The organism is Muricomes intestini, assembly GCF_004346165.1.
Lineage (GTDB): Bacteria > Bacillota > Clostridia > Lachnospirales > Lachnospiraceae > Muricomes > Muricomes intestini.
This window is the reverse complement of the sequence record NZ_SLZZ01000014.1, coordinates 14,250-39,739: the sequence shown is the minus strand read 5'-3', so window position 1 is coordinate 39,739 and position 25,490 is coordinate 14,250. Positions and strand designations below refer to the sequence as shown.

23 protein-coding genes and 1 pseudogene are annotated in these 25,490 nt (G+C 43.3%); 8 read left to right on the top strand and 16 right to left on the bottom strand.

Annotated elements, in window-relative coordinates; all coding sequences use genetic code 11:
* Positions 1-135: 135 nt before the first annotated feature.
* Together EDD59_RS10795 and EDD59_RS10790 are read right to left on the bottom strand one after the other, a co-directional pair.
* Positions 136-738 (bottom strand): C39 family peptidase, encoded by a 603-nt coding sequence (locus tag EDD59_RS10795; protein WP_132381716.1) that lies wholly within the window; start codon positions 736-738, stop codon positions 136-138.
* The gene (locus tag EDD59_RS10790) at positions 731-2,260 is read right to left on the bottom strand and encodes a Na+/H+ antiporter NhaC family protein (protein WP_132381714.1); all 1,530 of its coding nucleotides are present in this window, start codon (positions 2,258-2,260) and stop codon (positions 731-733) included. Before EDD59_RS10790 ends, EDD59_RS10795 begins: the two co-directional genes overlap by 8 nt.
* A gap of 664 nt (positions 2,261-2,924) precedes the next feature.
* On the opposite strand from EDD59_RS10790, the gene EDD59_RS10785 reads away from it, so the two are divergent.
* From EDD59_RS10785 to EDD59_RS10770, 4 genes are all read left to right on the top strand, one after another.
* The gene (locus EDD59_RS10785) at positions 2,925-3,605 is read left to right on the top strand and encodes an amino acid ABC transporter permease (RefSeq protein ID WP_132381712.1); all 681 of its coding nucleotides are present in this window, start codon (positions 2,925-2,927) and stop codon (positions 3,603-3,605) included.
* On the top strand, positions 3,565-4,242 hold the full coding sequence (locus tag EDD59_RS10780) for an amino acid ABC transporter permease (RefSeq protein ID WP_132381710.1): 678 nt from the start codon (positions 3,565-3,567) through the stop codon (positions 4,240-4,242). Before EDD59_RS10785 ends, EDD59_RS10780 begins: the two co-directional genes overlap by 41 nt.
* A 4-nt stretch (positions 4,243-4,246) precedes the next feature.
* Positions 4,247-5,014: an amino acid ABC transporter ATP-binding protein gene (locus EDD59_RS10775; protein WP_132381708.1), complete on the top strand. Its 768-nt coding sequence runs from the start codon at positions 4,247-4,249 to the stop codon at positions 5,012-5,014.
* A gap of 85 nt (positions 5,015-5,099) precedes the next feature.
* Positions 5,100-6,017, top strand: a complete 918-nt coding sequence (locus EDD59_RS10770; protein WP_132381706.1) for a cysteine ABC transporter substrate-binding protein — start codon at positions 5,100-5,102, stop codon at positions 6,015-6,017.
* Positions 6,018-6,095: 78 nt separating this feature from the next.
* On the opposite strand, the gene EDD59_RS10765 is transcribed toward EDD59_RS10770, so the two are convergent.
* The 11 genes and pseudogenes from EDD59_RS10765 to EDD59_RS18660 all read right to left on the bottom strand — a co-directional run bounded on the left by EDD59_RS10765 (position 6,096) and on the right by EDD59_RS18660 (position 18,878).
* Positions 6,096-6,716, bottom strand: coding sequence for a manganese catalase family protein (locus EDD59_RS10765; protein WP_132381704.1), 621 nt, complete (start codon positions 6,714-6,716; stop codon positions 6,096-6,098).
* Positions 6,716-7,171, bottom strand: coding sequence for a spore coat protein CotJB (locus EDD59_RS18150; RefSeq protein WP_243117406.1), 456 nt, complete (start codon positions 7,169-7,171; stop codon positions 6,716-6,718). Before EDD59_RS18150 ends, EDD59_RS10765 begins: the two co-directional genes overlap by 1 nt.
* Positions 7,172-7,435: 264 nt before the next feature.
* Positions 7,436-10,123: an ABC transporter permease gene (locus tag EDD59_RS10750; protein ID WP_243117405.1), complete on the bottom strand. Its 2,688-nt coding sequence runs from the start codon at positions 10,121-10,123 to the stop codon at positions 7,436-7,438.
* Positions 10,120-10,800 (bottom strand): ABC transporter ATP-binding protein, encoded by a 681-nt coding sequence (locus EDD59_RS10745; protein WP_132381702.1) that lies wholly within the window; start codon positions 10,798-10,800, stop codon positions 10,120-10,122. The genes EDD59_RS10750 and EDD59_RS10745 overlap by 4 nt, the downstream gene beginning before the upstream one ends.
* A gap of 196 nt (positions 10,801-10,996) precedes the next feature.
* Complete coding sequence (locus EDD59_RS10740) at positions 10,997-11,968, bottom strand: sensor histidine kinase (protein WP_132381700.1); 972 nt, start codon at positions 11,966-11,968, stop codon at positions 10,997-10,999.
* On the bottom strand, positions 11,961-12,659 hold the full coding sequence (locus tag EDD59_RS10735) for a response regulator transcription factor (RefSeq protein ID WP_132381698.1): 699 nt from the start codon (positions 12,657-12,659) through the stop codon (positions 11,961-11,963). Before EDD59_RS10735 ends, EDD59_RS10740 begins: the two co-directional genes overlap by 8 nt.
* Before the next feature lie 156 nt (positions 12,660-12,815).
* Complete coding sequence (locus tag EDD59_RS10730; protein ID WP_132381696.1) at positions 12,816-15,374, bottom strand: ABC transporter permease; 2,559 nt, start codon at positions 15,372-15,374, stop codon at positions 12,816-12,818.
* Positions 15,371-16,054 (bottom strand): ABC transporter ATP-binding protein, encoded by a 684-nt coding sequence (locus EDD59_RS10725; protein ID WP_132381694.1) that lies wholly within the window; start codon positions 16,052-16,054, stop codon positions 15,371-15,373. The genes EDD59_RS10730 and EDD59_RS10725 overlap by 4 nt, the downstream gene beginning before the upstream one ends.
* Positions 16,055-16,249: 195 nt before the next feature.
* Positions 16,250-17,242 carry a sensor histidine kinase gene (locus EDD59_RS10720; RefSeq protein ID WP_243117404.1) on the bottom strand — a complete coding sequence of 331 codons (993 nt, stop codon included), beginning with the start codon at positions 17,240-17,242 and terminating at the stop codon, positions 16,250-16,252.
* Positions 17,232-17,912, bottom strand: coding sequence for a response regulator transcription factor (locus EDD59_RS10715; RefSeq protein WP_132381692.1), 681 nt, complete (start codon positions 17,910-17,912; stop codon positions 17,232-17,234). The genes EDD59_RS10720 and EDD59_RS10715 overlap by 11 nt, the downstream gene beginning before the upstream one ends.
* A gap of 264 nt (positions 17,913-18,176) precedes the next feature.
* A pseudogene (locus EDD59_RS18660) lies at positions 18,177-18,878 on the bottom strand (hypothetical protein).
* 162 nt (positions 18,879-19,040) lie between these two features.
* On the opposite strand from EDD59_RS18660, the gene EDD59_RS10705 reads away from it, so the two are divergent.
* A complete protein-coding gene (locus tag EDD59_RS10705) occupies positions 19,041-19,631 on the top strand; it encodes a hypothetical protein (protein ID WP_132381690.1) in 591 nt (196 codons plus the stop codon).
* Between the two features lie 98 nt (positions 19,632-19,729).
* Here EDD59_RS10705 and EDD59_RS18145 read toward each other — a convergent pair whose 3' ends face one another.
* From EDD59_RS18145 to EDD59_RS10695, 3 genes are all read right to left on the bottom strand, one after another.
* On the bottom strand, positions 19,730-19,930 hold the full coding sequence (locus EDD59_RS18145; RefSeq protein WP_243117403.1) for a hypothetical protein: 201 nt from the start codon (positions 19,928-19,930) through the stop codon (positions 19,730-19,732).
* A gap of 44 nt (positions 19,931-19,974) precedes the next feature.
* Positions 19,975-20,727 carry a TRAP transporter large permease subunit gene (locus EDD59_RS10700; RefSeq protein ID WP_330572064.1) on the bottom strand — a complete coding sequence of 251 codons (753 nt, stop codon included), beginning with the start codon at positions 20,725-20,727 and terminating at the stop codon, positions 19,975-19,977.
* Between the two features lie 63 nt (positions 20,728-20,790).
* Complete coding sequence (locus tag EDD59_RS10695; RefSeq protein WP_132381688.1) at positions 20,791-21,459, bottom strand: dipeptide epimerase; 669 nt, start codon at positions 21,457-21,459, stop codon at positions 20,791-20,793.
* Positions 21,460-21,722: 263 nt separating this feature from the next.
* Here EDD59_RS10695 and EDD59_RS10690 point away from each other — a divergent pair, with 263 nt between their 5' ends.
* The 3 genes from EDD59_RS10690 to EDD59_RS10680 are packed head-to-tail and all read left to right on the top strand — an operon-like array spanning position 21,723 to position 25,448.
* Positions 21,723-22,352, top strand: coding sequence for a GntR family transcriptional regulator (locus EDD59_RS10690; RefSeq protein ID WP_132381686.1), 630 nt, complete (start codon positions 21,723-21,725; stop codon positions 22,350-22,352).
* Between the two features lie 30 nt (positions 22,353-22,382).
* Positions 22,383-24,251 (top strand): glycine betaine ABC transporter substrate-binding protein, encoded by a 1,869-nt coding sequence (locus EDD59_RS10685; protein ID WP_132381684.1) that lies wholly within the window; start codon positions 22,383-22,385, stop codon positions 24,249-24,251.
* Between the two features lie 15 nt (positions 24,252-24,266).
* Positions 24,267-25,448 (top strand): quaternary amine ABC transporter ATP-binding protein, encoded by a 1,182-nt coding sequence (locus EDD59_RS10680; protein WP_132381682.1) that lies wholly within the window; start codon positions 24,267-24,269, stop codon positions 25,446-25,448.
* Positions 25,449-25,490 lie beyond the last annotated feature (42 nt).

Genomic DNA, 25,490 nt, shown 5'->3' with positions numbered 1-25,490 from the left:
GGGCAGAAAAATCCAAAAACTGACTTTACAAGCTCGTCCCCCCTGAGCAATTACAATCTCTCTATTCCTATTATAGTAGTTCTTCTACCGCCCGTCCAATAGGACATCACAATAAAAGAGAGTGATATATAGGCGTTACCTATATATCACTCCCACTGCCATCTGATGCTGTGCCCTGTGCCTGTCCTCTACAAGATTTTTGGGATACTTGATAACTCCATTATTCTCATAAGGGTCGTTAAAATAATATCCTTCTTCATCATAGCCCACAAGCAACATGCAATGTTCATTGGAAATCCACGTAAAAGTCTGTCCACTATCTGTCAGTACCCATTCGGGTCCAACAATTGGCTCCCTCATATTGATGCATGCCCAGAATACAACCGGCATTCCATTATCAATATACTTCGTCAGGAGCTGCTCCACAGGTGTATTTGTCTCATCCATAAATTCGTAACGATCTCCTGCAGCCTTTTCCAGTGCTTTTTGAACCACCGGAGCGTAGCAGCCAAAAGAATCTTTATCATAAGGGCTGCCACAGAAATACTCATTCGGATCCGGGCCGAAAACCCGGCCGTCACGTGTTTCCATCTCCCGGCACTCCAAATATTTTACAATAAATTCATCCACAGACAGGTCATAGCCTAAATATCGCAGCAACATGACAGCTGATACACTCTCACAGCCTGTAGGATACTTCAAGCTCTGGTCAATGTACGGTACATCTATTTTAATCATCCAATTCTACCTTCTTCGTTTTTCCTTCCACGTATTTTCTCATAAATGTCAAAACAACAAACAGAATCGCCAGGCTTAGTCCCAATGCAATCCACCAGATTTGTACGAGTCCCGCTATGATATATCCCAGAATGCAGATCACAGCGACTATAGCCGCATACTGCATCTGTGTCGTCACATGGTTAATATGATTACTCTGTGCTCCCGCCGAGGACATAACCGTGGTATCTGAAATTGGTGAAACATGGTCGCCGCACACCGCCCCTGCCAAAACTGCAGCTACTGATATAATCATCATTTCCAGATTGTTTCCGCCCGGAAACATTGCTGTGGCAATCGGCACCAGAATGGCAAATGTTCCCCAGCTTGTCCCTGTAGAAAAAGAAAGAAATACTGCAATCACGTACATGATTGCCGGAATAATCACACTTGCAGAAGTATCACTTTTCACCAGATTGCCCACAAAATCACCAATTTGAAGTGCATCTCCCATTCCCTTCAAGGTCCAGGCAAATACCAAAATCGTCACCGCCGGAATCATCATTTTAAAACCTTCTACGAGACTGTCCATATAAGATTTGAAAGTGATAATTCTGCGGGGTATATATAAGGCTAACATAAAAAACACAGTAAGCAATGTGGCAAATATCAAGCTTGTTTCCGCATCGCAATTTGCAAATGCAGCAACAATGTCTGTCGCCCCACCGAGAAATCCTGTGTATATCATTGCACCAATCGCAGAGAAAATCAGCACCAAAACCGGCAAAATCAGATCCGTAACCCGTCCCTTGGGTGAAATTTCTTCCTTTTTAACCTGCTCAAACTCTTCTGCCCCGGAAGTAAATAAGTCTCCCTTTGCCGCATTTTCTTCATGCTTTTTCATGAGTCCGAAATCAAAGCCTGTAATACTGATATAAAGCACCATAGCTATCGTCAGAATCGCATACAAATTATAAGGTATAGTTCTCAGGAACAGTTGAAATCCACTTATTCCTGCATCTGTCGGAACATAGGAATTTACTGCCGCCGCCCAGCTTGATACAGGAGCGATAATACAGACAGGCGCCGCTGTAGCATCAATAATGTAAGCCAGCTTCGCGCGGGATACCTTATAGCGGTCTGTGACCGGACGCATTACGGAACCCACTGTCAAACAGTTAAAATAATCATCCACAAAAATTAAAATTCCCAGTCCTGTTGTTGCCAGAAGTGCACTTCTTTTAGATTTAATCTTTTTCCCGGCCCAGTTCCCATATGCTGCAGAGCCTCCCGATTTTGACAGCAGTACAATAATCATTCCCAACAAAACGTCAAATATCAAGATGTTCAAATTGATGCTGTTTTTCATAATATCAAAAAACGCAACAAAAGAATCCCAGGGACGGAAGCCCGTATAAAGCAGCGCCCCGGCCGCAACCCCGATAAAAAGCGAACTATACACTTCTTTTGTTACAAGGGCCAGGATAATGGCCAAAAGCGGCGGCACCAAGGCCCACCATGTCCCGATAAACATTGTCTCCATAAAAAATCCTCTCTTTTTCCGTATAGTATACATGTCAAATTTTCCTTTAAGTTTCCTCAACTCACTTAAAGCGTGCATCCAGTTTGCCCCCTGATACCTACAGATTGCTCCGCACTTTGTGCTCCCGCAATCCTAAAAACATTCGAAATCCGCCCTATTCGGGCTTCTTTCTCATGTTTTACGGGTCCCAAAGTCATGCTTTTCCATGCAAGCATGAAACGCATGGCCTTTTGACCCTGGTATCATATTAATGTATTTTCCTGTAATATACAATCCCTGTGTTGAAAATAACCGTAAAGGGGTCTGACCCTTTTGCGGACCATTTTCTTAATTGTTTCAAACAATTGAGAATTCGGCGGTCAAAAGGGTCTGACCCCTTTTTACAAAAAAGTATTGACAAATGGTCTAATCATGAATATACTATCCATATAAAACATATATGATTAGTATGTTTCAGTTTTTATTATACTGGCGTTTTGTTTTTTAATAAATAATAAAGAATGAGGCGCTTAATAAGTCAAAGACCCCCGCGGCAAGCTGGCGGGGCATCAAACTTGCAGCGCAGCAAGCTGCGGGGTATTTGACCCTCGCGGCAGTCGCCAAATGGAAATGCAAGCATTGCCGCCTGGCTCGTTGCCCGCGGGAATAGAAGGAGACATGAAACATGGATATGGAGTTTATCCGTAATTATTATCCACTATATGTGGAAGCTGCAAAGATGACAATAGTGATTGCATTAATTGGAATTATTTTATCGCTGCTCATAGGACTCCTCTGCAGTATGATTAAAAAATTAGAAATACCTGTTCTTAAAACAATTGTGAACATCTATATTGAGCTTTCCAGAAATACGCCACTTTTGATTCAACTTTTCTTTTTGTATTTTGGACTGCCGAAGCTGGGAATCGTGCTTAGTTCCGAGACCTGTGCTATTGTCGGACTGACATTTTTAGGGGGCAGTTACATGGCGGAGGCTTTTCGGACCGGAATCGACAGTGTGTCGGACATTCAGCTGGAATCGGGACTGAGCCTTGGATTCACCCGGTGGCAGACATTTTTACATATTGTGATGCCCCAGGCGATTGCCACTTCCATTCCTGTATTGTGTGCAAATGTTATATTTCTGATTAAAGAGACATCTGTATTTAGTGCCGTGGCGCTGGCGGACTTGATGTTCGTGGCGAAAGATTTGATAGGAATTTATTACAAAACAGACGAGGCGCTTCTGATGCTGGTATTATCCTATCTTGTTCTGCTGCTTCCGGTATCATTGATCTGTACATGGATAGAAAGGAGGGCCCGCTATGCAGGATTCGGGAATACTGGTACTGTTTCAGGGAACTAATTTTCTGCGGCTGTGGGAAGGCTTATGGGTTTCACTGAGGATTGCTGTTATATCCATGGGGCTGTCCCTGGTGCTTGGAATTCTTATGGGAATGATTATGACAAGTAAAAATAAAATCGTCCGGTTCTTATGCCGTGTATACTTGGAAATCGTGCGGATCATGCCGCAGCTGGTGCTTTTGTTTCTTGTCTATTTCGGGGCCGCCAAGCATCTGGGGATAAATCTCTCGGGAGATGTTGCGGCAATCATTGTGTTTACCTTCTGGGGAACAGCAGAGATGGGGGATTTGGTGCGCAGTGCCCTGATATCAATTCCTACCCATCAATATGAAAGCGGGTACGGACTTGGGCTGACAAAGCTACAGGTAAATCTTTATATTATCATTCCTCAGACTGTGCGCCGTCTGCTCCCCTCCCTGATTAACCTGCTGACCAGAATGATCAAGACAACATCTCTGGTAGTTTTGATTGGTGTTATAGAAGTAGTAAAGGTAGGAAAACAGATTATAGATGCATCCAGATACACAACTCCAGGTGCGGCTTTGTGGGTATACGGTGCCATCTTTATCATGTATTTTCTGATATGTTATCCATTTTCCAGGATATCAGCCGTTTTAGAAAAAAAGATAAAGGATTGAGAATATGAAAAACGAAAAGGAAATCTTAAAAGTAGAACATCTAGTAAAATCTTATGACAAAGGAGACCCGATTTTAAAGGACTTCTCCTTTATGATGAACAAAGGAGAGGTTGTCGTGATCGTCGGCCCCTCCGGCTGTGGAAAAAGTACGTTCCTGCGATGTATGAATATGCTGGAGCCTATTGATTCGGGCAAGATTATATTCAAGGGCAGGCCCATCAATAGAGAGGGAAAAAATGCCCATGAAATCAGACAGAAAATCGGCATGGTTTTCCAAAGTTATGACTTATTCCCCCACAAATCTATCCTGGGAAATATACTTCTTGCCCCACTTAAGGTACAGAAAAGGGATAAGAAAGAAGCAGAACAGGAGGCAGAACAGTTATTGGACCGTGTCGGTCTTCTGGATAAAAAGGATGCATATCCAAGGCAATTATCCGGCGGGCAGAAGCAGCGTGTTGCAATTGTCAGAGCATTAATTATGCATCCTGAAATACTTTTGCTGGATGAAATCACTGCTGCCCTGGACCCGGAAATGGTAAGAGAAGTTCTTCAGGTGGTTCTGGAGCTGGCAAAGGACGGCATGACAATGCTTATTGTAACCCATGAAATGGAATTTGCACGGGCTGTTGCAGACAGAGTGCTTTTCCTGGATCAGGGAGAAATCATAGAGGAAGGGCATCCTGCAGACTTCTTCGCTAAGCCTGAGACGGAACGTGCAAAACAATTTTTGAACACCTTCCATTATGAAGCTATAGATGCACAGGCATAAATATCCTGTTGAGCCATTCAAAGCAGTATTTTGCAAATGACTGAACTGTAGATAGATTATTTTTTAATTTGAGAGGAGAATCACTATGAAAAAATCAATACTAAGCGCATTACTGGCAGTTACTCTTGCAACAGGACTTCTTGCAGGCTGCGGCAGTAAAGGAAATGACACAGTAAATTCAAGTTCAAAAGACACAGAAGCACCAACAGAGAAAAGTTCCGGCTCCGGAGCCACAGCTAAAGCCCGCACTCTGGATGAGATTAAAAAAGATGGAACTATAAAAATCGGGGTATTCAGCGATAAGAATCCGTTTGGATATGTAGATAAAAACGGAGAGATTCAGGGATATGATGTATATTTTGCAAAGAGGATTGCAAAGGATCTGCTGGGGAGTGAGGATGACGTGGAATTTGTCTACCTGGACGCTGCCAGCCGTGTAGAATATCTAAAATCTGCGAAGGTGGATATCACAATGGCCAACTTTACCGTAACAGATGAGCGAAAAGAACAGGTTGACTTTGCACTTCCCTACATGAAAGTTGCTTTAGGTGTCGTGTCACCTGAAGATTCACTCATAACAGATGTAGATCAGCTGAACGGCAAAACACTGATTGTAGTAAAAGGAACTACAGCGGAAACTTACTTTTCTGAAAATTACCCGGACATCAAACTTTTAAAATTTGATGAATATCAGGAAGCTTATGATGCACTGCTGGACGGCAGAGGGGACGCATTTTCAACAGACAACACTGAAGTGCTTGCCTGGGCACTGCAGAATAAAGGTTTCAAGGTCGGTATAGAATCCATAGGAAACATAGATACTATTGCAGCAGCAGTACAAAAAGGAAATACAGAATTGCTTGACTGGATTAATGAAGAGATCAAATCACTTGCAGACGAACAATTCTTCCACAAGGACTTTGAAGAAACGCTGGAGCCTGTATATGGGGACAGCATTGCTCCTGATGAGATTGTAGTAGAAGGCGGGATTGTCGAGGAATAGACCCGGGAAGAGAATTTATTTTACAGGGGACAGAGCTTTGAAATGACAGTTCTGTCCCTGCATAATTTTTAGCACATCTTACATCGTTTTTGTCAGTTCAGAAGGTTTGTCAAATTCCGGATTAAAGTAATAAAAATTCTTAGAATCCAGTGTGCCCTTTGTTTTCTCCAGAGCCTCTCCAAATCTCTGGAAATGAACAATCTCTCTGGTCCTGAGAAATTTCAGAGGTTCCCTGACTTCCGGATCTGTTATCATTCTCAGCAGATTATCATATACTGTTCGCGCCTTCTGCTCTGCCGCCAGGTCTTCCGTTAAATCCGTGATGGCATCTCCCTTTGACTGGAATTCCATCGCAGAAAATGGCAGTCCTGCTGCTGCCTGGGGCCATAATGCTTTAGTATGATCCACATAGTAAGCATCAAATCCTGCTGTTTTTGCGTCCTCGATCGTCAGATCTCTGGTCAGTTGATAGACCATGGCACAAATCATTTCCATGTGTGCCAATTCTTCCGTACCTATATCCGTCAATAGCCCTCCAACCTCTTTTACTGGCATGGTATACCGTTGGGACAGGTATCTCATGGAAGCGCTGAGCTCTCCGTCCGGGCCTCCATACTGGCTGATAATCAGCTGAGCCGTCTTTGGGCAGGTTTTTGTGATTTTTACCGGAAATTGAAGTCTTTTTTCATAATTCCACATTAGATGCACGCTCCTTCCCACGGGGCCGGTCCGTTTGCCCATAAGTTTTCTTCCCCGGCTTTGCTGCACTTGGCAATACAGTCACAGGTAAGGGGGTAATATTTCTCAGCAAACTCGTCCAATAAAGTTGCTCTTTCTTTTCCTTTATCTGACAATACCTTTAATGCCTCTTTATCATCGCCATGGGTATCTAGATATAATGTCAAATCATTTACAAAAAAAGAAACCTGATTGATTTTATTCATCAACTGTTCCCTCTCCATCTGTTTGGGATCCAATGACGTAGACGCCTTCCCCATAGTAACCGGACTGTCCACCAGAGTATCCGTAACATAAAAAGGCTTATTCAAATCGGGAAATACGGTTCCATTTGTCAAGGCCGTACCTTCTTCATACAATTGTCCCCATTGCTGACAAGGGACAGTTGCGATTGCCAATGCTTCATTTGCCTCCATATTCATTCTCCACCTTTCTAAATAATTGTCAAAACTTTAACAGAGTGAGCGGGCAAGCTCAATTCCACGCCGCTTCATCATATTCCGGCTAAACGCCGAATAATTTTTAAACATTTTGACAATAATAGTATTTGTATAAATGAAAAATTTACTTAGGTAAATATTTTACAAAAAATGCAAAAAGGGGTCAGTCCCTTTTGAACGCCGAATTCTCAATTGTTTGAAACAATTAAGAAAATGGAGCGCAAAAGAGACTGACCCCTTTTATGTTTCCATGTCTCTCAGCCGCTCTACGATTGTGTGTTTGGCAGCCGAATGGTATGTCAGCAGTGGAATTACAAGTCCAAGTATGGCAAATACAGGTACTATCAGCAAAATTGGAAGCTCTGTCTGGCGGAAGGTGAAGAACCAGAACATATTTGTGAGCATACTGCCGATTGGCGGGCTTAATATCAAGCTGAAAATCAGTGATACAAGAATTGCTGCCAGTGTATATATAAGACCTTCTATTATCAGCATTTGCTTCAGCTGACGACCGGTCATTCCGATGGACTGTAATACTGCAAATTCCCGCTTTCTTGTAATAATCCCGGTCAAAATTGCATTGAAGAAATTTAGAATTCCTACAAGAGCTACGATACCACTCAGTACGCCCCCCATGATTGAGAACATATTCCGGAGTCCGTCAAACTCCTTCACATAGCTCATTTTTGATTCATAATCATATGAAGTCTGTACTTTATTTGTATAATGCTCAAGGAATTTTGACATTCCGGCTGTAGATTTTTGGCTGTCCATATTGAATAAATAAGTCATGACATCACTGGTGCCGCTGTCCCGCCGAAATGCATCTGCACCCATCACATATTCCTGTGTCCCATAGTAGCGGTAACTTTCTGTATTTGGAACTGTCACGGTAGCAGCCACTATATATTCTTCTTCATGATATTTTGCCGCCCGTATATTATAGTTTCCGGGATAATTGTCTGTTTCTTTCTCCGATAAAATTTTTCCTGTATCCGTATCATAATATTCGTACTCATCCACATATCGGATTTTGACTATGTCACCTGTTTTTGCCCAGTGCGAATCCTTCTCCACCTTGCCATAGTCATCCGCCATATATACCGCTGCGATTGAATGGCTGTCCGAATCGCTGAGACTGGAAAGATCTCCGTCAATAACTCCAAGGCAGCCGAGAGGCAGGGATTCCATTCCATAAAACTGCGCTCCTTCATAAATTCTGCCGTCCTCTGATTTGTCGGCCCACTGTACTCTTTCGTCCACTGTCTTCTTATCTTCTCCCCATCCCCGATAGATCTTCCGATATTCTTTTTCCGTCATCAGCTGCTCAACAGAGGAAGTCTGACCATAAATACGGCCGGATTCTTTAATACCTTTTCGACTGTTGATATCCGAAATCACATCCTCCGTGACGGCCTGGCCTGAATCTCTGAATCCGGCATTGGTCGTATTAAAATAATTGGCACTTCCTACAACAAAATCTGTAACTACTTTACTCTGGAGATATTTGTCCATATCAAATCCATTGGTGAACGTAACTGCAATATTCAGCAGCACTACTGCCAGAGACAGAGAAACTATGACCAGCACAGTTTTTTTTCGATTTCTTCCAAGATTTGCCCTGGCCATGGAAAACAGAGAGGGCTTTTCCCGGCCTTTTTTTCGGACCTTTCTCCTCTTTTCTCTGCCGCGTTCTGCATAGCCCACTGCTTCAATGGGAGATACCCGGGCCGCAATTTTTCCCGGCTGTCTGCAGGATAAGAGTACCGTAATCACTGCAAATATAATTGCTCCTAAAAATATAAGCGGATTATAGCTGACAAATGCTACCTTATATGAGAGCTGCTCCATAATGACCGGGGTAAGCTTTGTTCCTATCAGAAATCCCAGTAATAGACCAACCGGAATCCCCAACCCGGATAAGGCCAACGCCTGGAAACGGATCATCCGGCTGATCTGCCTTCCAGTCGTCCCAATGGTTTTCAAAAGACCGTAAAACTGAATATCATTGGCAACCGATATTTGAAATACATTATAGATAATCAGATACCCGGTAAAAATAATCAACACTAGCAGAGCCACAATTGCAAAAACAGTTACTGGATCTGCCTTTTGGGAAAACTGCGCTCCTGTGTATCCCCAGTTTACACCAATGTCAATGAAATTATCTTTGCTTCCATCGTCACACTGATATCCATTATCTTTGAGTACCTGCCTCATATTTTCTTCGATATGCCTTGCATTCTTAAAGAACACATCCAGCGTCCATTTTCCGGTCTGATCGCTTTTATCCTGAGACTGATAATTAGAAAGCTCTTTTTTGGCGCAGCTCAAGGGAACTAACACATGGCTCGCAGTTGCAGCCTCATCGTATTCCCACCACCCAGAAAGTTCGAAAGCTTTGGTAACAGGTGTCTCTTCTCCTGTTCCGCTTCCCAGATTGTATGTAATTGTAAATTTGGTACCAACCTCAGGTTTTACACCAAGCAGTTCAAGTACTCTTGTATCGGTTGCCGCCTGATTTGTTCCCTCTTTTGGCAGCTTTCCTTCCTTCGGTTCGCAGAAATAATGAGGAACTTCCCCCGGTTCTATATAGCTTACCTCCACATGGGCTTTCTGGAAAGGATCCCCTCCTGTCATACCAAGAAGCAGTCGTCCCCCGGATTCCTTAATGAGAGGATCCTGCCTCAGCTTTTCCATCTGTTCCTCGCTTATATCCTTAAAGCTGCCATGTCCGTCCCCGCCGACCATTCGGAAATTTTCCTGCTGAAAAGAGTAATTGATGGAAGCCGCAATAGTAAATAATGCAGTAAACATAATCGTAGTCAGCACAATTGCCAGAATTGCAATCAGATTTCTTGTCTTCGATGCCTTCAGACTGCGGGCCGACAGATTTCGGATACATTTGCGGTTAGAAACCTTTATCATAGCGATTCCTCCCTTTTCACGATCCTTCCATCTTCAATCCTGACAATCCGCTCAGCAAGCTGTGCTATCTCTTCATTGTGCGTAATCATCACAATGGTCTGAGCAAATCTTCGGCTCATAATCTTCATCAGCCCCAGCACATCCTGAGATGTACTGCTGTCCAGATTCCCTGTCGGCTCATCGGCAAGGATGATAGATGGTTTAGATGCCAGAGCCCTTGCAATTGCCACACGCTGCTGCTGTCCCCCGGAAAGCTGATTCGGAAAGCTATATAATTTTTCCTTCAGCCCCAATGATTTTATCACCTGCTGCATATATTGCTTATCCACAGTTCCCCCATCTAATTGTATCGGCAAAACAATATTTTCATATACAGATAAAACAGGAACCAAATTATAAGCTTGAAACACAAAACCAATTTTTCTCCGACGGAAAATCGTCAGCTCCTCATCCCCCAAAGAAAAAATATCCTTTCCGTCCACCGTGACCTTTCCCGATGTCGGACGGTCCAAACCACCCAGTATGTGAAGCAGAGTAGATTTTCCGGAGCCCGAGGTGCCCACAACAGCAACAAATTCCCCATTCTCCACAGAAAAATTCACGCCATCCAGCGCACGGACCTCACTCTCCCCATTTCCATATACCTTGCTCAAATCGCTGGTTTCCAAAATCATCATATCCCAAATACTCCCTTCTCCCAAAAAGGGGTCTGACCCTTTTGCGCTCCATTTTCTTAATTGTTTGAATAATTAAGAATTCGGCGTTCAAAAGGGTCAGACCCCTTTTCAACACTTTCCTATAGGTTATCATATTATTCTTTCCACAATCTTTCCCTCTACAAAAAGATTCTAACAGTTTTGAAAGATTTAAAGACTATTCCAAATCACCTATACCCGTATATTTGCCATCCGAATTTTTGGACATGCTGTCCCCGGAAGCTGAAATTGAACGCGGAAAGTAGGCAGAGAAAACGGAGCCTGTGCCGGGCTTTGACATTAACTTCAGATACCCGCCCTCTTCTGCCAGTATTTCTCTGGACAGATATAGTCCAATCCCAACCCCTTCCTGGGATGCCGTTTTTACAGACCGATAGAATCTAGAAAATACTTTTGCCTGTTCTTCTTCAGGAATACCGATTCCTGTATCCGCAATTTTTACACATACAAACAATTCATAGGGTTTCACACCGACAGTGATTTCCCCGCTATCTGTATATTTCACCGCATTATCCAATAAATTGCACAGTGTCTCCACAGACCATTTGCAGTCAAAAACTGCATCTGCTTTCACATAATTTTCCACCAATTTCAAACCTTTTTCTGTGACTTTCTCCCTATACTGATCCACCGCCTGTTCTACTGCCTCAGAAATATCCCCTATTTCCGGCTTTAATGAGATAATTCCGGTTTCCAGTCTGGAAAGCTTGACTAAAGATGCAATCAGGAACTGCAATTTTTCCGCCTGTTGATGCAGGGAATCTACATATTCCGCTTCTTCCTGTTCCAGGTTCTTTTCCTGGAGCATTTCTGTATACAAGAGAATATTGGCAATAGGAGTCTTTGTCTGATGGGAAATATCTGCAATCAATGTTTTTATCTTATTCTTCTCCCCTGCAATATTCCGAACCGACAATTCAGAAGCTGCAAGATATTGAGCCAGCCGGTTTTCCAGTGCAGACCGTCTGGTCTCGTCAAATGCGCTCTCTATAAATGTCCCGTTCATTGCCTGTTCCAGCATCTCTCCAAGGCCTTCCATGACCCGTGCCTGTCTACGTCGTGCATAAATAACTGTCCCCACAGCAATCAGTATGCTGGCAACGGTTATTACGATCAATACTTTATTCATATTCCTTCACCCAGGTATATCCTACTCCATAGATTGTTTTGATCATATCCTGTGCATCCAGCTTATCCCGCAGACGCTTTACGGTAACGGAAAGTGCATTTTCATCCACAAATTCTGCCTCTCCCGTCCAGACACGGTCTATCAGATCAGAACGACTCATGGTAATCCCCTGATTTTCTGTCAAAATCAACAATAATTTTTGTTCGGTTTTGCTGAGCTCCACTCTTTTCCCCTGTATCAAAAATTTCATACGCAAAAAGTCAAAATGATACTTTCCAGATTGAAAAACTCTTACTTCTGTATTATTCTGTTCCTTCCTATGAAGCTTTTTTCGGAGCTGCGTGTTCACTCTCGCCCTCAGTACCGCCAGACTGAATGGCTTTGTAATATAATCTTCAGCCCCCAACTCCAGACCATTGACAATGTCTGTTTCCAAATCATTCGCAGTCAGGAGAATTACAGGGATATCTGATTCCTTTCGTATTCGGGCAAGCAGATCCAGTCCGCTTCCCTCCGGCAGGTTAACATCCAGGAGAACCAGATCCCATGTGCTCTTTTTCAGCCTCAGCTTTGCTTCTCTTAGAGTGGCACAACTGTCAGTCTCCACGGTTTCTGTGGCAAGCGCTCTTTTTAGTCCCTCTGCCAAAGAAGTATCGTCTTCCACAATCAATATTTTACTTTGCTCTTTCATTAAATAAATCTCCTCCTGCCCCTCCTAATGTGCTTTTATAGTAACACCGTTTCTCCAACACTTCAAACAATAAAGAGAGATCAGCCCTTTTCAAATGCCGAATTCTCAATTGTTTGAAACAATTAAGAAAACGGAACTCAAAAGGGACTGACCCCTTTACAAAATTTCCTCTTTCAATGTCTCCACGATTGTGTCGTGTTTTAGTTTAGATACCGAATACTGCATCGACATTAATATAATCAGGAATACAACAATGATAACCGCCAGATACAGCACCCAATTCACTTCGAAGGGAAGGGCTGCCTCCCCCATTGCACGGTTAATTCCATAGCTCAGCAGCAAGCTGAGCGGTATACCTACAACCAGTGCTTTCAACCCATAAAACAAGCTTTCCAGGCGAATCATTTTCCGGAACCCTTTCGGAGTCATCCCAACAGACTTGAGCATGGCAAATTCTTTTTTCCTCAATGCGATTCCTGTGGAAACTGTATTGATGATATTGGCAATGGTAATCAATGTGATCAGTGTCACAAATCCGTATACAAACACTTCTATCACAAAACCAACTGTATTCATTGTCTGGAACATCTTTACCACATCTGAACAATAGGTATGCGTATACCCCTGTTCGTCCAAAAGTGCCAATACCTTCTCAGTTACTTCTGCATGTCTCTTTGTCTCAATTCCGAATAAGTATCTTAAATCACCGGAGTCCACACCCTGATAAGCAGTCTTAAAATAATAGCTTTGAGGTACATATACAGCAAGTGCTCCCGGATCTGACAATTTGCAGACATAATTTTCTTTGTCATAATTGATAAGTCCTGCAATTTCCACCTTACTGTTTTCTGCTGTTTCTTTTTGATAGACCTGCTCCCCAAGCACCTTCTCTGTAAAGACTTTCTTACCTCCCTCTTTATGGGAAATATTATTCATCAGCAGGCCCTTTATAGTTCCGCTGTAAAAGTCACGGTAATCCAGCCCGTTCTTCTCACACAGAGCATTAAATGCCTCGTCGTCTATATTGTTTACATATAGCTTTACTTTCTGCTGGAACAGATCCTTATATGCTTCTGTCAGGTTCTTCTTGTCCGTGATACCTGGCTCCATATTATACAGTGACTTCTCTCCATATTCAAAATACTCGCTGTTTACACAATAAAAATCGTCGATATCGGAAAAATCCCCCAGCTCCTTTGCCAGCTTATCTTTCTCATCATAATCAACCATTACCTGAATCTGATAGGGAATCTTTACACTGATATCTGCTGCCTGCATAAACATCTGACAAAAATAATTTACACATAGAAACAGTACAACGGACAGGGTTATGGAAAATGTTATAACTCTTGTCTTTCTGGAATTTCGTTTCAGACTCTTATGTGCCAGCTCTCCCTCATAACCAAATATTTTTCTGATGTAACGGGGAGACTTTAGTTTACGGGCCTTCAATTTCCATTCACTCTGCTGCCGGATTGCATCAATAGGAGTAATTGCCGAAGCCTTTCTCGCCGGAATCACCGAAGAGATAAATATTGTAAAAGCGCTTACTATGACAATCCCTATGATACACCAGATGGGAACCACCGTATTCATGGACATTTCTGATTCGGTTATCCCCTGTATCATGCCGCTGGCTATCATTTTCCTGCCGACTATTTTCAGGGTCACCGAGATTCCTGCTATGCCGGCAATAATCCCGGTAATAATGCCTGCCAGGCCGAGGAGAAAGCCTTCAAAATACACGGAATTTCTCTTTTGCCTTTTCGTCGCACCCACACTGGCCAGCATACCGAGATAACGCACCCTCTCAGAAAGTGACATTCCAAATGCATTGTATATCAAAACCACCGATGCCAGAACAATAATTACCAGCATAACGCCGGTCATGGGAATAATTGCTTTGATAACCCTGCTGTTCTCGTCGATTGCAAATTTTGTCTCCAGATAATCCGTGTTGATTTCAGCCGTCTGAATCTGATATTTTTGGACCATAGATTTAATAACATCTAAGGATTTGTGATCAACTTCCTTTAATAGAATTACTGCATCTACATTTCCCTCTTTTTCCCGGTCACTCATCCCTCTTAATACTTGAGCACTTTGTGTTGGAATGTTCGTATGCAAAATGGCGGTAATTTTATAATCTTTCGTACCTGTCTGGGTGAATTCCTCATCCGATAAATAACTGCCATAATACAGCTGTTTCTCTCCGCTCTGCTCAAGAAACCGACTGCCCACATCCAGAGTGACTCTGTCTCCTGGCTTCCATTTCAGGTGGTTCTTTTCGATAAACTCCTCTTCTACCGCTATCTCATGTTCATTTTCAGGAAGCTTTCCATCATACCCGCTTGTAACCATCTGTCTTAAGTACTGCAAGTCTCCAGCGAGTACCTGCCCGCTGCCGATCCTGTAGGAGCTGCTTCCTTCCAGATAAAACCCGTTCTCCTGAAGCGTTGCCGTAATACCGGTGCTTTTTATCCGGCTGTCCTTCTCAATTACTTTAAGCTGTCCCTGGGTGATATTCTGAAAAAGAGCATGGCTGTTTCCCCCGGATAAAATAGTAACTTTTCCATTAAAATCCAGAAACGAAGCAATAGAAACGAAAACCGCCGTAATCATTGCAACTGAAACTGTAATCCCCAATATCGTAACTATCGTCCTGCCTTTATTTGTTTTCAAGTGCCGCAGGGTCAGTTTATTTACAATATTCATGACCGGTTCACCTCATCTCTGACGATGTGTCCATCTTCAATGGCGATCATACGGTCCGCCGACAGTGCAATCCGCTCATCATGTGTGATGATAATCACCGTTTGATTGAATTCATGATTGAACTGGCGGAGCATTGCAACAATTCCCTTACTGTTTTCACTATCCAGATTCCCGGTTGGCTCATCCGCCAAAAGCAGCGCGGGATTGTTGACCAGCGCTCTGCCGATTGAGACTCTCTGCTGCTGCCCTCCGGAGAGCTGGTTGGGAAGATACTTCAGCCTGTCGGTAAGTCCAAGTTTTCCGATCAGACTCTCAATCTGCCTCTTATCCGGCTTTTTGCCATCCAAAAGCAGCGGCAGAGTCAGATTTTCCTCCACCGTAAGTATCGGAATCAGATTGTAGAACTGATAAATCAATCCAATCTGTCTGCGCCGGAAAATGGCAAGGGCAGTCTCATCCAGTGAAGAGAGCTCCGTCTTATCTATCACTACTTTCCCGGAGGTCGCCTGATCCACGCCCCCAAGTATGTGAAGCAGCGTCGATTTTCCTGAACCGGAGGGCCCGACGATTGCGACAAATTCTCCGTGATTAACTGAAAAAGTAACATCATCCAGTGCCTTCACCCTGGTGTCTCCCTTACCATAAATCTTAGAAAGATTTTCAACCTCTAATATTTTCATTTCAAATTCTCCCTTCTGAATATATGGTATCAGCTTATCAGCCCAACCTTACACCTCAGTGAATTAAAAGTGACAATTCTGTCACTTGTCCGCCCAACCAAAAAAAGACCTGTTTTCTGTCATATGATGATACGAGGGTCAAAAGGCCATGCGTTTCATGCTTGCATGGAAAAGCATGACCTTGGGACCCCTACATCATATGATTACTTTATAAAAACAGATTTCAAATTCCGTCCCCTTCCCCTCCCGGCTCTTGGCACTGATTTTCCCATGCTCCTTTTCTAAAATAGTTTTCGCCAGTGCAAGTCCGATTCCGGCACTCTCCGCAGATGCATTTTCCCCGTGATAAAACCGCTCAAAAATGTGAGGAAGATCCTTCTGTGAAATTCCACTCCCATTGTCCCGTATTACAACTGAGCTATAGATACTCGCTGTCTTTATCTCTATCTGCAGTCTGCCCCCCTGCTCCATATGCTCTATGCAGTTCTTCAAAATATTAGAAAAGGCCTCTTCTGTCCACTTCCTGTCTCCGGTTATCACTGCATCTTCTCCACTCAACCCCCATGAAATATTGCCCAGATCCATTGAGACCAGAAATGGCTGAACACAGTCCCTGATTATGTTTTTTAATGGAATCTGCTCCTTTTTAAACATGACTGTTCCCGTGTCAAGTTTCGATATTTTCAGGAGATTAGAAATCAACCATTTCATTTTGCTCAGCTGGGTGTCAATGATTGAAAGGAATTCTTTTCTCTTTTCCGAGTCCTCTTCTTCCTCCAGGAGTTCTGTCATGACTATCATAGATGTCAGCGGAGTTTTTAACTGGTGAGAAATATCGGCAAGAGAATCTGCCAGATAGGTTTTATCCTTCTTCAGCATCTCGTTCTGAGAGCGAAGCAGGACAGTTACCTTATAAAGATTATTTTTCAAAATGGATAATTCGCCTTCACTGTTATCTGTAAGTGCAAGATCATACTCCCCGGAGCACACGAGGGAAAGATAGGTATTGAGCTCCTGCAGCTTCTGATATCGTTTACATGTTTCATACAGATAGACTGCAGTCACTGCCGTTCCCAGAAAAAAGGCGGCTGCCCCACAGACAGGATTTAAGAGCAGACAGAAAATGGTGCACAGCACCGTCAGCCCCATCCCTGCTGCGGCAATTCTTCGGGTTCCTTTATGATTCATGTTCTACAATATACCCCTTTCCCCTGACTGTTTTGATGTAGGCCGGACACATCGGGGCATCCTCAATCTTGTTTCTAAGCCTTTTCACATATACTGTCAGCGTATTATCGTTTACAAAATTTCCGTCTACGTCCCAGATGTTCTCCAGCAGATTATTTCGTGAAAGAACAATGCCTTTATTATTCAGCAAAATAAGAAGCAGACGGTATTCCATAGCTGTCAGTTCAATCTCTTCTCCCCTTTTGTACACTTTCGCTGTGTTAGTATTTACTTCCAGCTCTCTGTAACGGATTATCCCGTCCATTGTCTCTTTACTGTATCTTCGCAGAACACTCTTCATCCGTGCAAGTAGCTCTTTCACCCGAAATGGCTTCGTAATATAATCATCTGCCCCAAGATCCAGCCCCATAACCACATTGACCTCATCGTCCAGGACGGTCAGGAAGATGACCGGGTAATCTCCCATAGTTTTAATTTTCTTACACACGTCATACCCGCTGCCGTCCGGAAGCGTCAAGTCCAGAATATAAAATAAAAAAGCATTTTCGGAGATTGCTTTCATGGCATCTTTCACGGTTCGTGCCACTGTAACCTGATAGCCCTCGTTTTCCAGAGAATATTTTAGTCCAATGGCTATGGCATCATCATCTTCCAGCAAAAATATATGCATAACTTTCACCCCTCTTTTGCAAAAAATATCAATGTAATGATGTTGGGGTCAAAAGGTATTTTGCCCCCTGATACCTACGGATTGCTCCGCACTTTGTGCTCCCGCAATCCTAAAAACATTCGAAATCCGCCCTATTCGGGCTACTTTCTCATGTTTTACGGGCCCCAAGGTCATGCTTTTTCATGCAAGCATGAAACGCATGACCTTTTGACCCTGGTATCATGTAATAGAATTAGTATAGCAATTTTAAGGACAAAAAGATAGTTATTGGTTTTTATGAACAGCAAAAAATATGACTCCTACAATTGCCACCAACAATTCCGTAGCTGGGAATGTACACCACACGCCAGTCATTTTTGCCGCTGAAGATAAAACGAAAGCCATCGGAATAACTACAATAAAACCACGCAGTATAGAAATAATACTTGCCGGCAGCGGATAATCCATGGATGTATAATACATAGAAATAATTATATTGAATCCGGCAAACGGACAGGCAATAAAATACAATCTCAATCCTTCTATTGCCATACTTTGCAGCAATGCATTTTGTTCACTATTAAATATATCGGCAATCTGTTCCGCTCCAAAAAATATTCCCGTATAAATCGAAATGATGACGAGTGACAGATTAGCAATGATTCCGTATGCTGCCACTCCCACATTTCCCAGCAAAGAGGGCCACTATATATACTGCATTGGTGAAAATCTTGTTTGCCTCATAATCCTTTCTCTGACTTTTCCAGATAGAATATCTGGTACCTCCCCCATACCAATCATTAGCCCGCTTCCATGAATAAAACTATATATTGGAATAGCAAGATTTAGTGCTGTAAGTCCATTTGAGCCAAGCTGCCTTGCCACAAAAAAAGTATCTGCCAGTATGTAGCAGGATAAACCAAGCATTCCCAACACATTTAGAGTGGAATACTTGACAAAAACCCGAAAACAACTCTCTTTCTTCATATAAATTACTTTTCCTTTCAGATTCCGCCGCCGCACAGTCTCTTTTCCACATTCAATTATTAAAAGTACCGGAAACAAGATTACTTATCTTAAAATAGTATCAGCATCACATTTTGGTAAACCTTACATATAATATAAAAAAATACCGGTAGTGATATTTGTATGAATATTGATTCCCGCGGAACCATGGTTCAACGAGGTGACTTCATGCGCATAGACAATGCTTTTGTAGAAGAAGTTTCTTGTTCTAATAATTCTAATGGAAATATATTGGTTTCTTACTCTATGCCGGAAAGAAACAATATGAATTCTATACAAACTATTAGATTAAATCTTAACAGACATACTACCATATTAAATTCTTTCGGCCATAGAACGTGTCTATGCTGCATACAGCCAGGTATGTGGGTAAATGTCGTGTTCTCATTATTTATGACCAAAAGTATACCACCTCAATCCAATGCTTTTTTTGTTCATATTCAAAAAAGGCCCTGTTCCACTTCTTCAGTTAGTACAGGGCGCATCATCCTAGTTGATTATGACAATCTTTTTCTTATTACCGAAGCTCTGAATAGCATAAATAATCAAACTAAATTTATTGTTACCGCTACAACTACTATTACCAATCGTTTTGGTGCTTCAATAACATTTAATGCTCTACAGCCCGGTCAGATGGTTAAAATAACTCATGCAAATTTTCAAACAGCAAGTATTCCACCACAGACAACGGCTTTTAACATTCAATTGCTATAATTTATCCTGCAATCAATGGTCCTACAAACGCCCATAGGATTACCCATATCCACAGTGCTGCTGCACCGATCCAGCTGGCCTTTAGCACCTCTTTCATGTTATTTGTTCTTGCAATCCCCAACTGTCCGGCCATGTTGGCGGTCGGGTACAAAGAACCTGTAATTCGTGTGGCAGCCAGCAGCGCTGTTGCCCAGATTAATCATGGTGAACATTGCCTCGAAAAAGATAAACACCAGAAACATGTTCGTCATCTGTGCCGCACCATCTACAAATACACTGATTGCTTCATCAAGCTTCATTATGTTGGATATCATCCCGCACAGAGAAATAATAGCGGACAAAATCAGCATAACAATGATTGATACTCTGTCCCCTGTTTTGTAATAATACCATATGCAACAAGGGCTATAAAGGAAATCAGAAAAACAATTGTTGTTATTTTCTCTCCCTTTGAGATATCTATGGTTTTAATATCGACCATATCCTCTGTCAGCTCATAGGCTTCTTTTCCCCTGTATTTTTTCTGAATTCTTAAAACAGCAAACCAGGTTGCAACCAGCCAGACCAGGCTGAAGGGTATAACTGCCCACAGCATCAGTTTCCCGTAGGACAGACCGGTAACCCCCATGGTTGCTATGGTCACACCTGTAAGAGGTCCAACCATCAGACCAACTTCACCAGATACCCGCAATAAAGCAGCGACTGCTGTAGGCGTTACCCCCACTGCTGCTACCATAGGAATCACGACCGGTGCTATCACTGCATTCCCCCCGGCCAGTGTACCAAGCAGCCCGCAGATAACGATAGAGGAGACCATGATTGCCAGCATCCCCTTTTTCTCCGAATTTACTCCGATCTTCTTCACAATCCAGTAGACAAGAGTGTGGCTGACCTTAGTCTTATTCATCAAATAGCCAAGACCACTGCCAAACATAATGATTAAACCGATTGTGCCCAGAAATGAGCCAAGTGCCGCATTAAAAATGGCAGCAAGGTTTTGAATATTCTGCCCTGTCAAGATTGCCGCCACGATCACACCGACTATAAGGCCCGCTAAATTTGACTTATTCATGAAAACCATGATGAGATATGCCAAAAGCGATATGAGAGCCAAACAGCGAGAAAACCGTAGGTTTTCGAGCTTGGTTCTGAATAGTTACTATATTTTTTCCAGATATCTAATCTTGTCAATTCCCCTGACCCCAAGACCAGGATCGTTGTTCAGCGTGATTTTATATTCATCGAAAACTGCCCCTCCTATTACAGGGTTCTCGCTGCAAAGCACCGGTCCATCCAAATCTATCTTCGTGATGATACTCTTTGCCGCTGCCAGATGAACGGCCGCATTTACACTGACCTTGGCTTCTAACATACAGCCAATCATACATTCTACGCCATAGATTTCAGCAATGGAACAAATTTTCAGGGCATTGTGCAGTCCGCCTGTTTTCATCAGTTTGATATTGACGAAATCTGCCGCCCTCCTTTGCAGGATTGTAAGTGCATCTGCAGGTGAAAATACAGATTCATCGGCAAGCACTGGAATAGATACATTGTCCGTCACGAATTTCAGACCGTCAATATCATGCGCAGGCACCGGCTGCTCGACAAATTCAATATCCAGACCTTCTTCTTCCATCCTTCGAAGGGACCGAACCGCTTCTTTAGCTTTCCATCCCTGATTGGCATCAATTCTAAGCTTCACATCATATCCGACCGCCTCACGAATTGCCTTCATGCGCTCTATATCTTTGTCTGCATCCTTGCCGACCTTGATCTTCAGTGTTTCAAATCCCCTTTTTACGGCATTAATACTGTCCCTTGCCATCTCATCTGGGTCATTTACACTGATGGTGATGTCTGTGATAATCTCTTTTTTATGCCCCCCAGCAGCTGGTATAAAGGTGCATTTTCCGATTAAGCCGCTTGACTAGTTTATTGTATCAAAGTGCCGGCAGGTTTACTAGCTTGACTTTTATTTTTTTATCAGACAGCACATGTTTCAGTATCCGAATTTTCCTCTTGACTCCTGCCAACCTATGTTTTAGAATGGAGTTGTCAGTTGATTCATAAAGGAGTGGACTTCAAGCTATGAAATATTCAAAAAATACACCTGTCTACGGCCGGGTTGCTTATGACATTGCTTCTCAGATTGCAAACGGGAAGCTGAAAGAAGGGCAGCGCTTCTCCGGGCGCTCGCTTATGGGTTCTCAATATGGCGTGTCTTCCGAAACAATCCGAAGAGCTATGAACCTTTTAGCCAATATGAACGTCATTGACGTTCGGCAAAATGTAGGGGCAGCAGTAATCTCCCGGCAGAATGCCATATATTACGTTGAGCATTATAAATCTGACAATGACCTGAGAGCTTTAAAAACTAAGCTCAAAGAACTGACGCTGCAGAGAGATCAGCTGAATGAAGAGATTAACAGTACATTTGAAAAAATTATGGATTTGGAAGAACGTTTTCAGAACAGTGATCAGCTGAAGACGTATGAATTTCCTATCCAAGGAGACAGTAAGGCTTCCGGCCGGACTCTCGAAGAGCTTCAGTTCCGTCAAAACACAGGAGGTACAGTAATTGCCATCAGGAAAGGGGAGAAACTCATGCTTTCTCCCGACTCACAGACTGTACTTCAGGAGGGAGATATACTTATCATTGCATGTAATGTTGCCAACTTAACCCAGGTTTCGGAACTTGTCAGTTACTTTTCCGGATAACCTTATAATTCACAGGGAGGGATGTTCCAAATGAAGAAATTTTTATCACTTTTGTCAGCAGCGCTCATCGGTGCTCTGTCATTCACTCAGCCGGCTCTTGCCGCAGAGACTAAGGAAAAGCAGGAAATCGTTTTTGCAGATGTGGGTTGGGATTCTATCAAACTCAACAATGCAATTGCCGGTCTGATTGCCGAGGAAATATTCGGCTATACATGGACCGAGGTTCCCAGCTCCACTCCAATTGCCCACGAGGCACTTATGAACAGTGAACTTGATGTACACATGGAAGAATGGACTGACAATATTCCTTCCTATCAGCCTGATTTAGATGCCGGAAAATTTAAGGAGCTTGGAATAAACTTTAATGACAACTACCAGGGGTTCTATATTCCCAAATATGTAGCAGAAGAATATCCGAACCTGAAATCTGTAAAGGATTTGGAAAAATATCCCGAACTGTTCCCTGATCCAGAGGACTCCCGAAAAGGAATAATATACGGAGGTATCCCCGGATGGAGCATCACCGAAATCATGGAGAAAAAGGTGTCTGCCTATGGACTGGACGGCCACTATAATTATGTAACCCCGGGAAGCCAGGCAGCGATGGATGCCACCATTACTTCTGCCTGGGATAAACAAGAACCTTTTGTTGCTTACTATTGGGAGCCGACCTGGCTAATGGGTAAATACGACCTTGTTCTTCTGGAGGATTCCCCTTATAATGAAGAAACTTTCCCGGACGGCATCGGCGCCTGCCCGGCAGTTACCGTAACTGTAGCAGTAAATAACAACTTTGCGGTTTCCAATCCTGGATACTGTGAATTTCTCTCCAAATACCATACAAGCTCCAAATTAATCAGTGAAGGGCTCGCTTATATGCAGGACAACAATGCGGACCATAGTACGGCTGCAAAGTGGCTGCTGACGCAGCACCCTGAATTACTTGAGGAATGGCTTACCCCTGAACAGGCAGAGACTTTAAGTGCAAGCCTTGAGGGCGGGACACGTAATGCAGGTAATTCAAGCTGGCTGTCACGTTTTCCTTTAGTTGTAAAACCGAATACAAATGCCATTGATAGTGCTGTTCGGAAATTCGCCGTTTTTGCTGCTCCTGTGCTTGATAAAATGCAGGCAGTGCTGGGCGGGCTGGTGAATGGATTCAAATGGCTTCTTGAGCATATTCCGTGGTTCGTTTTACTTCTTGCTGTATTCCTGCTTGGCTGGCATGTGCGTAGAAAGTTCAGAAGTGGATTACTATATGCCGTCATTGTTTTCCTGGTAGGCATTGTAGGATATTGGGACAATATGATTCTCACCCTTTCCATAGTACTGGCAAGTGTGGTAATAGCACTGCTCCTCGGCCTTCCTATTGGTATATTGATTTCCAATTCGCCAAGAGCCAACCGTATAATACGCCCTGTTCTGGATACCATGCAGACAATGCCTGTATTTGTTTATCTGATTCCTGCTCTGCTGCTGTTTGGCATGGGAAATGCTTCTGCAGTAATTGCAACCGTTATTTACGCAATTGTCCCGGTGATTCGTCTGACCAGCCTTGGTATCAGGCAGGTAGACAAAGAAGTGGTGGAAGCGGCACTTTCCTTTGGCTCCACCCGCTGGCAGACTTTATTCAAGGTACAAATTCCACAAGCAATGCCTACAATTATGACGGGTGTAAACCAAACCCTAATGATGGCTATGGCCATGGTCGTGACCTGCTCTATGATTGGTGCAAGAGGTCTTGGCATGGAGGTTCTGGAGGCCGTGAACCGTATTGAAATCGGACGGGGCCTGATCGCAGGCGGCTGTGTTGTCATAATGGCAATCGTACTCGACCGGCTGACACAGGGATGGTTTGGAGAAACTGAGGCACAGGCAGAATCAAACACTGAGAAATAGATGGAGGAAAAGGACATGGAAAGCAAAAAAAATATGATTGAAGTGCAGAATATCAGCAAGCTGTACGGTCTGAACAAATCGGAAGCTGCCAAAATGATGAGAGAAGGCAGCGAAAAAGAAGCCGTACAGAAAAAAACCGGTGTCTCCGTCGCTCTGTGGGATGTCAATATGAAGATTCCCCAAGGTCAGATTTTTGTAATCATTGGTTTGTCCGGCTCGGGAAAATCCACGCTGGTCCGCTGTTTTAACAGACTCAACAAGCCTACTTCTGGCAAGGTACTGTTTGAAGGCAAAGACCTTGCCACACTTTCAAAAAAAGAACTTCTAGAGTTTCGCCGTAATAAAATCGCCATGGTATTTCAGTCCTTCGGTCTAATGAGCCACCGTGATGTACTCGGAAATGTTGCTTACGGATTGGAAATCAAGGGTATTTCAAAGGAGGAACGGGAGAAAAAAGCAATGGAGGTTATTTCAATGGTCGGGCTAAACGGCTGGGAACATCAGTCCTGTGACAGTCTCTCCGGAGGCATGCGTCAGCGGGTCGGAATTGCCCGTGCTCTTACAAACGACCCAGATGTGCTCTTGATGGATGAGCCTTTTTCCGCCCTTGATCCCTTGGTACGCCAGGATATGCAGTTTGAGCTGTTACAGATTCAACGAAAGCTCAGAAAAACCGTTGTCTTTATTACACACGATATTGACGAGGCCTTTAACCTTGGAGATGTGGTGGCAATTATGAAGGATGGGAAAGTGATACAGACAGATACACCTGAACAGATGAGCGAACATCCGGCAAATGAATATGTGGAGGCATTTATCAATAACGCTGACAAATCTCGTGTTCTCTCCGTATATAACATTATGATTACTCCGAAGACACTGGTCCGGGTAGGCGATGGTGTAGAACAGGCACTCCGGGTAATGAATAAAAATGAACTCTCCACCGTATATGTTGTGGATGATAACCTGCATCTGGTAGGTATTCTGACTATCGCTGATGCGGTGCATGCAAGACAGAACCATCTGCCAATTTCCGATGTTGTCCAGAAAGACATACCGGTTGTAGATCCGGATACCCTGGTAGCAGATATCATGGCACTGGCCGCCGAAGCTCCATATCCAATTGCAGCTGTCGGGAAAGATGGACAGTTAAAAGGAATCGTAACAAAAGCTAAAGTGCTTTCCTCACTTGTGTAATCTATTTTGAATGTTATACAATAGGGCTGCTCAACCGCAAAG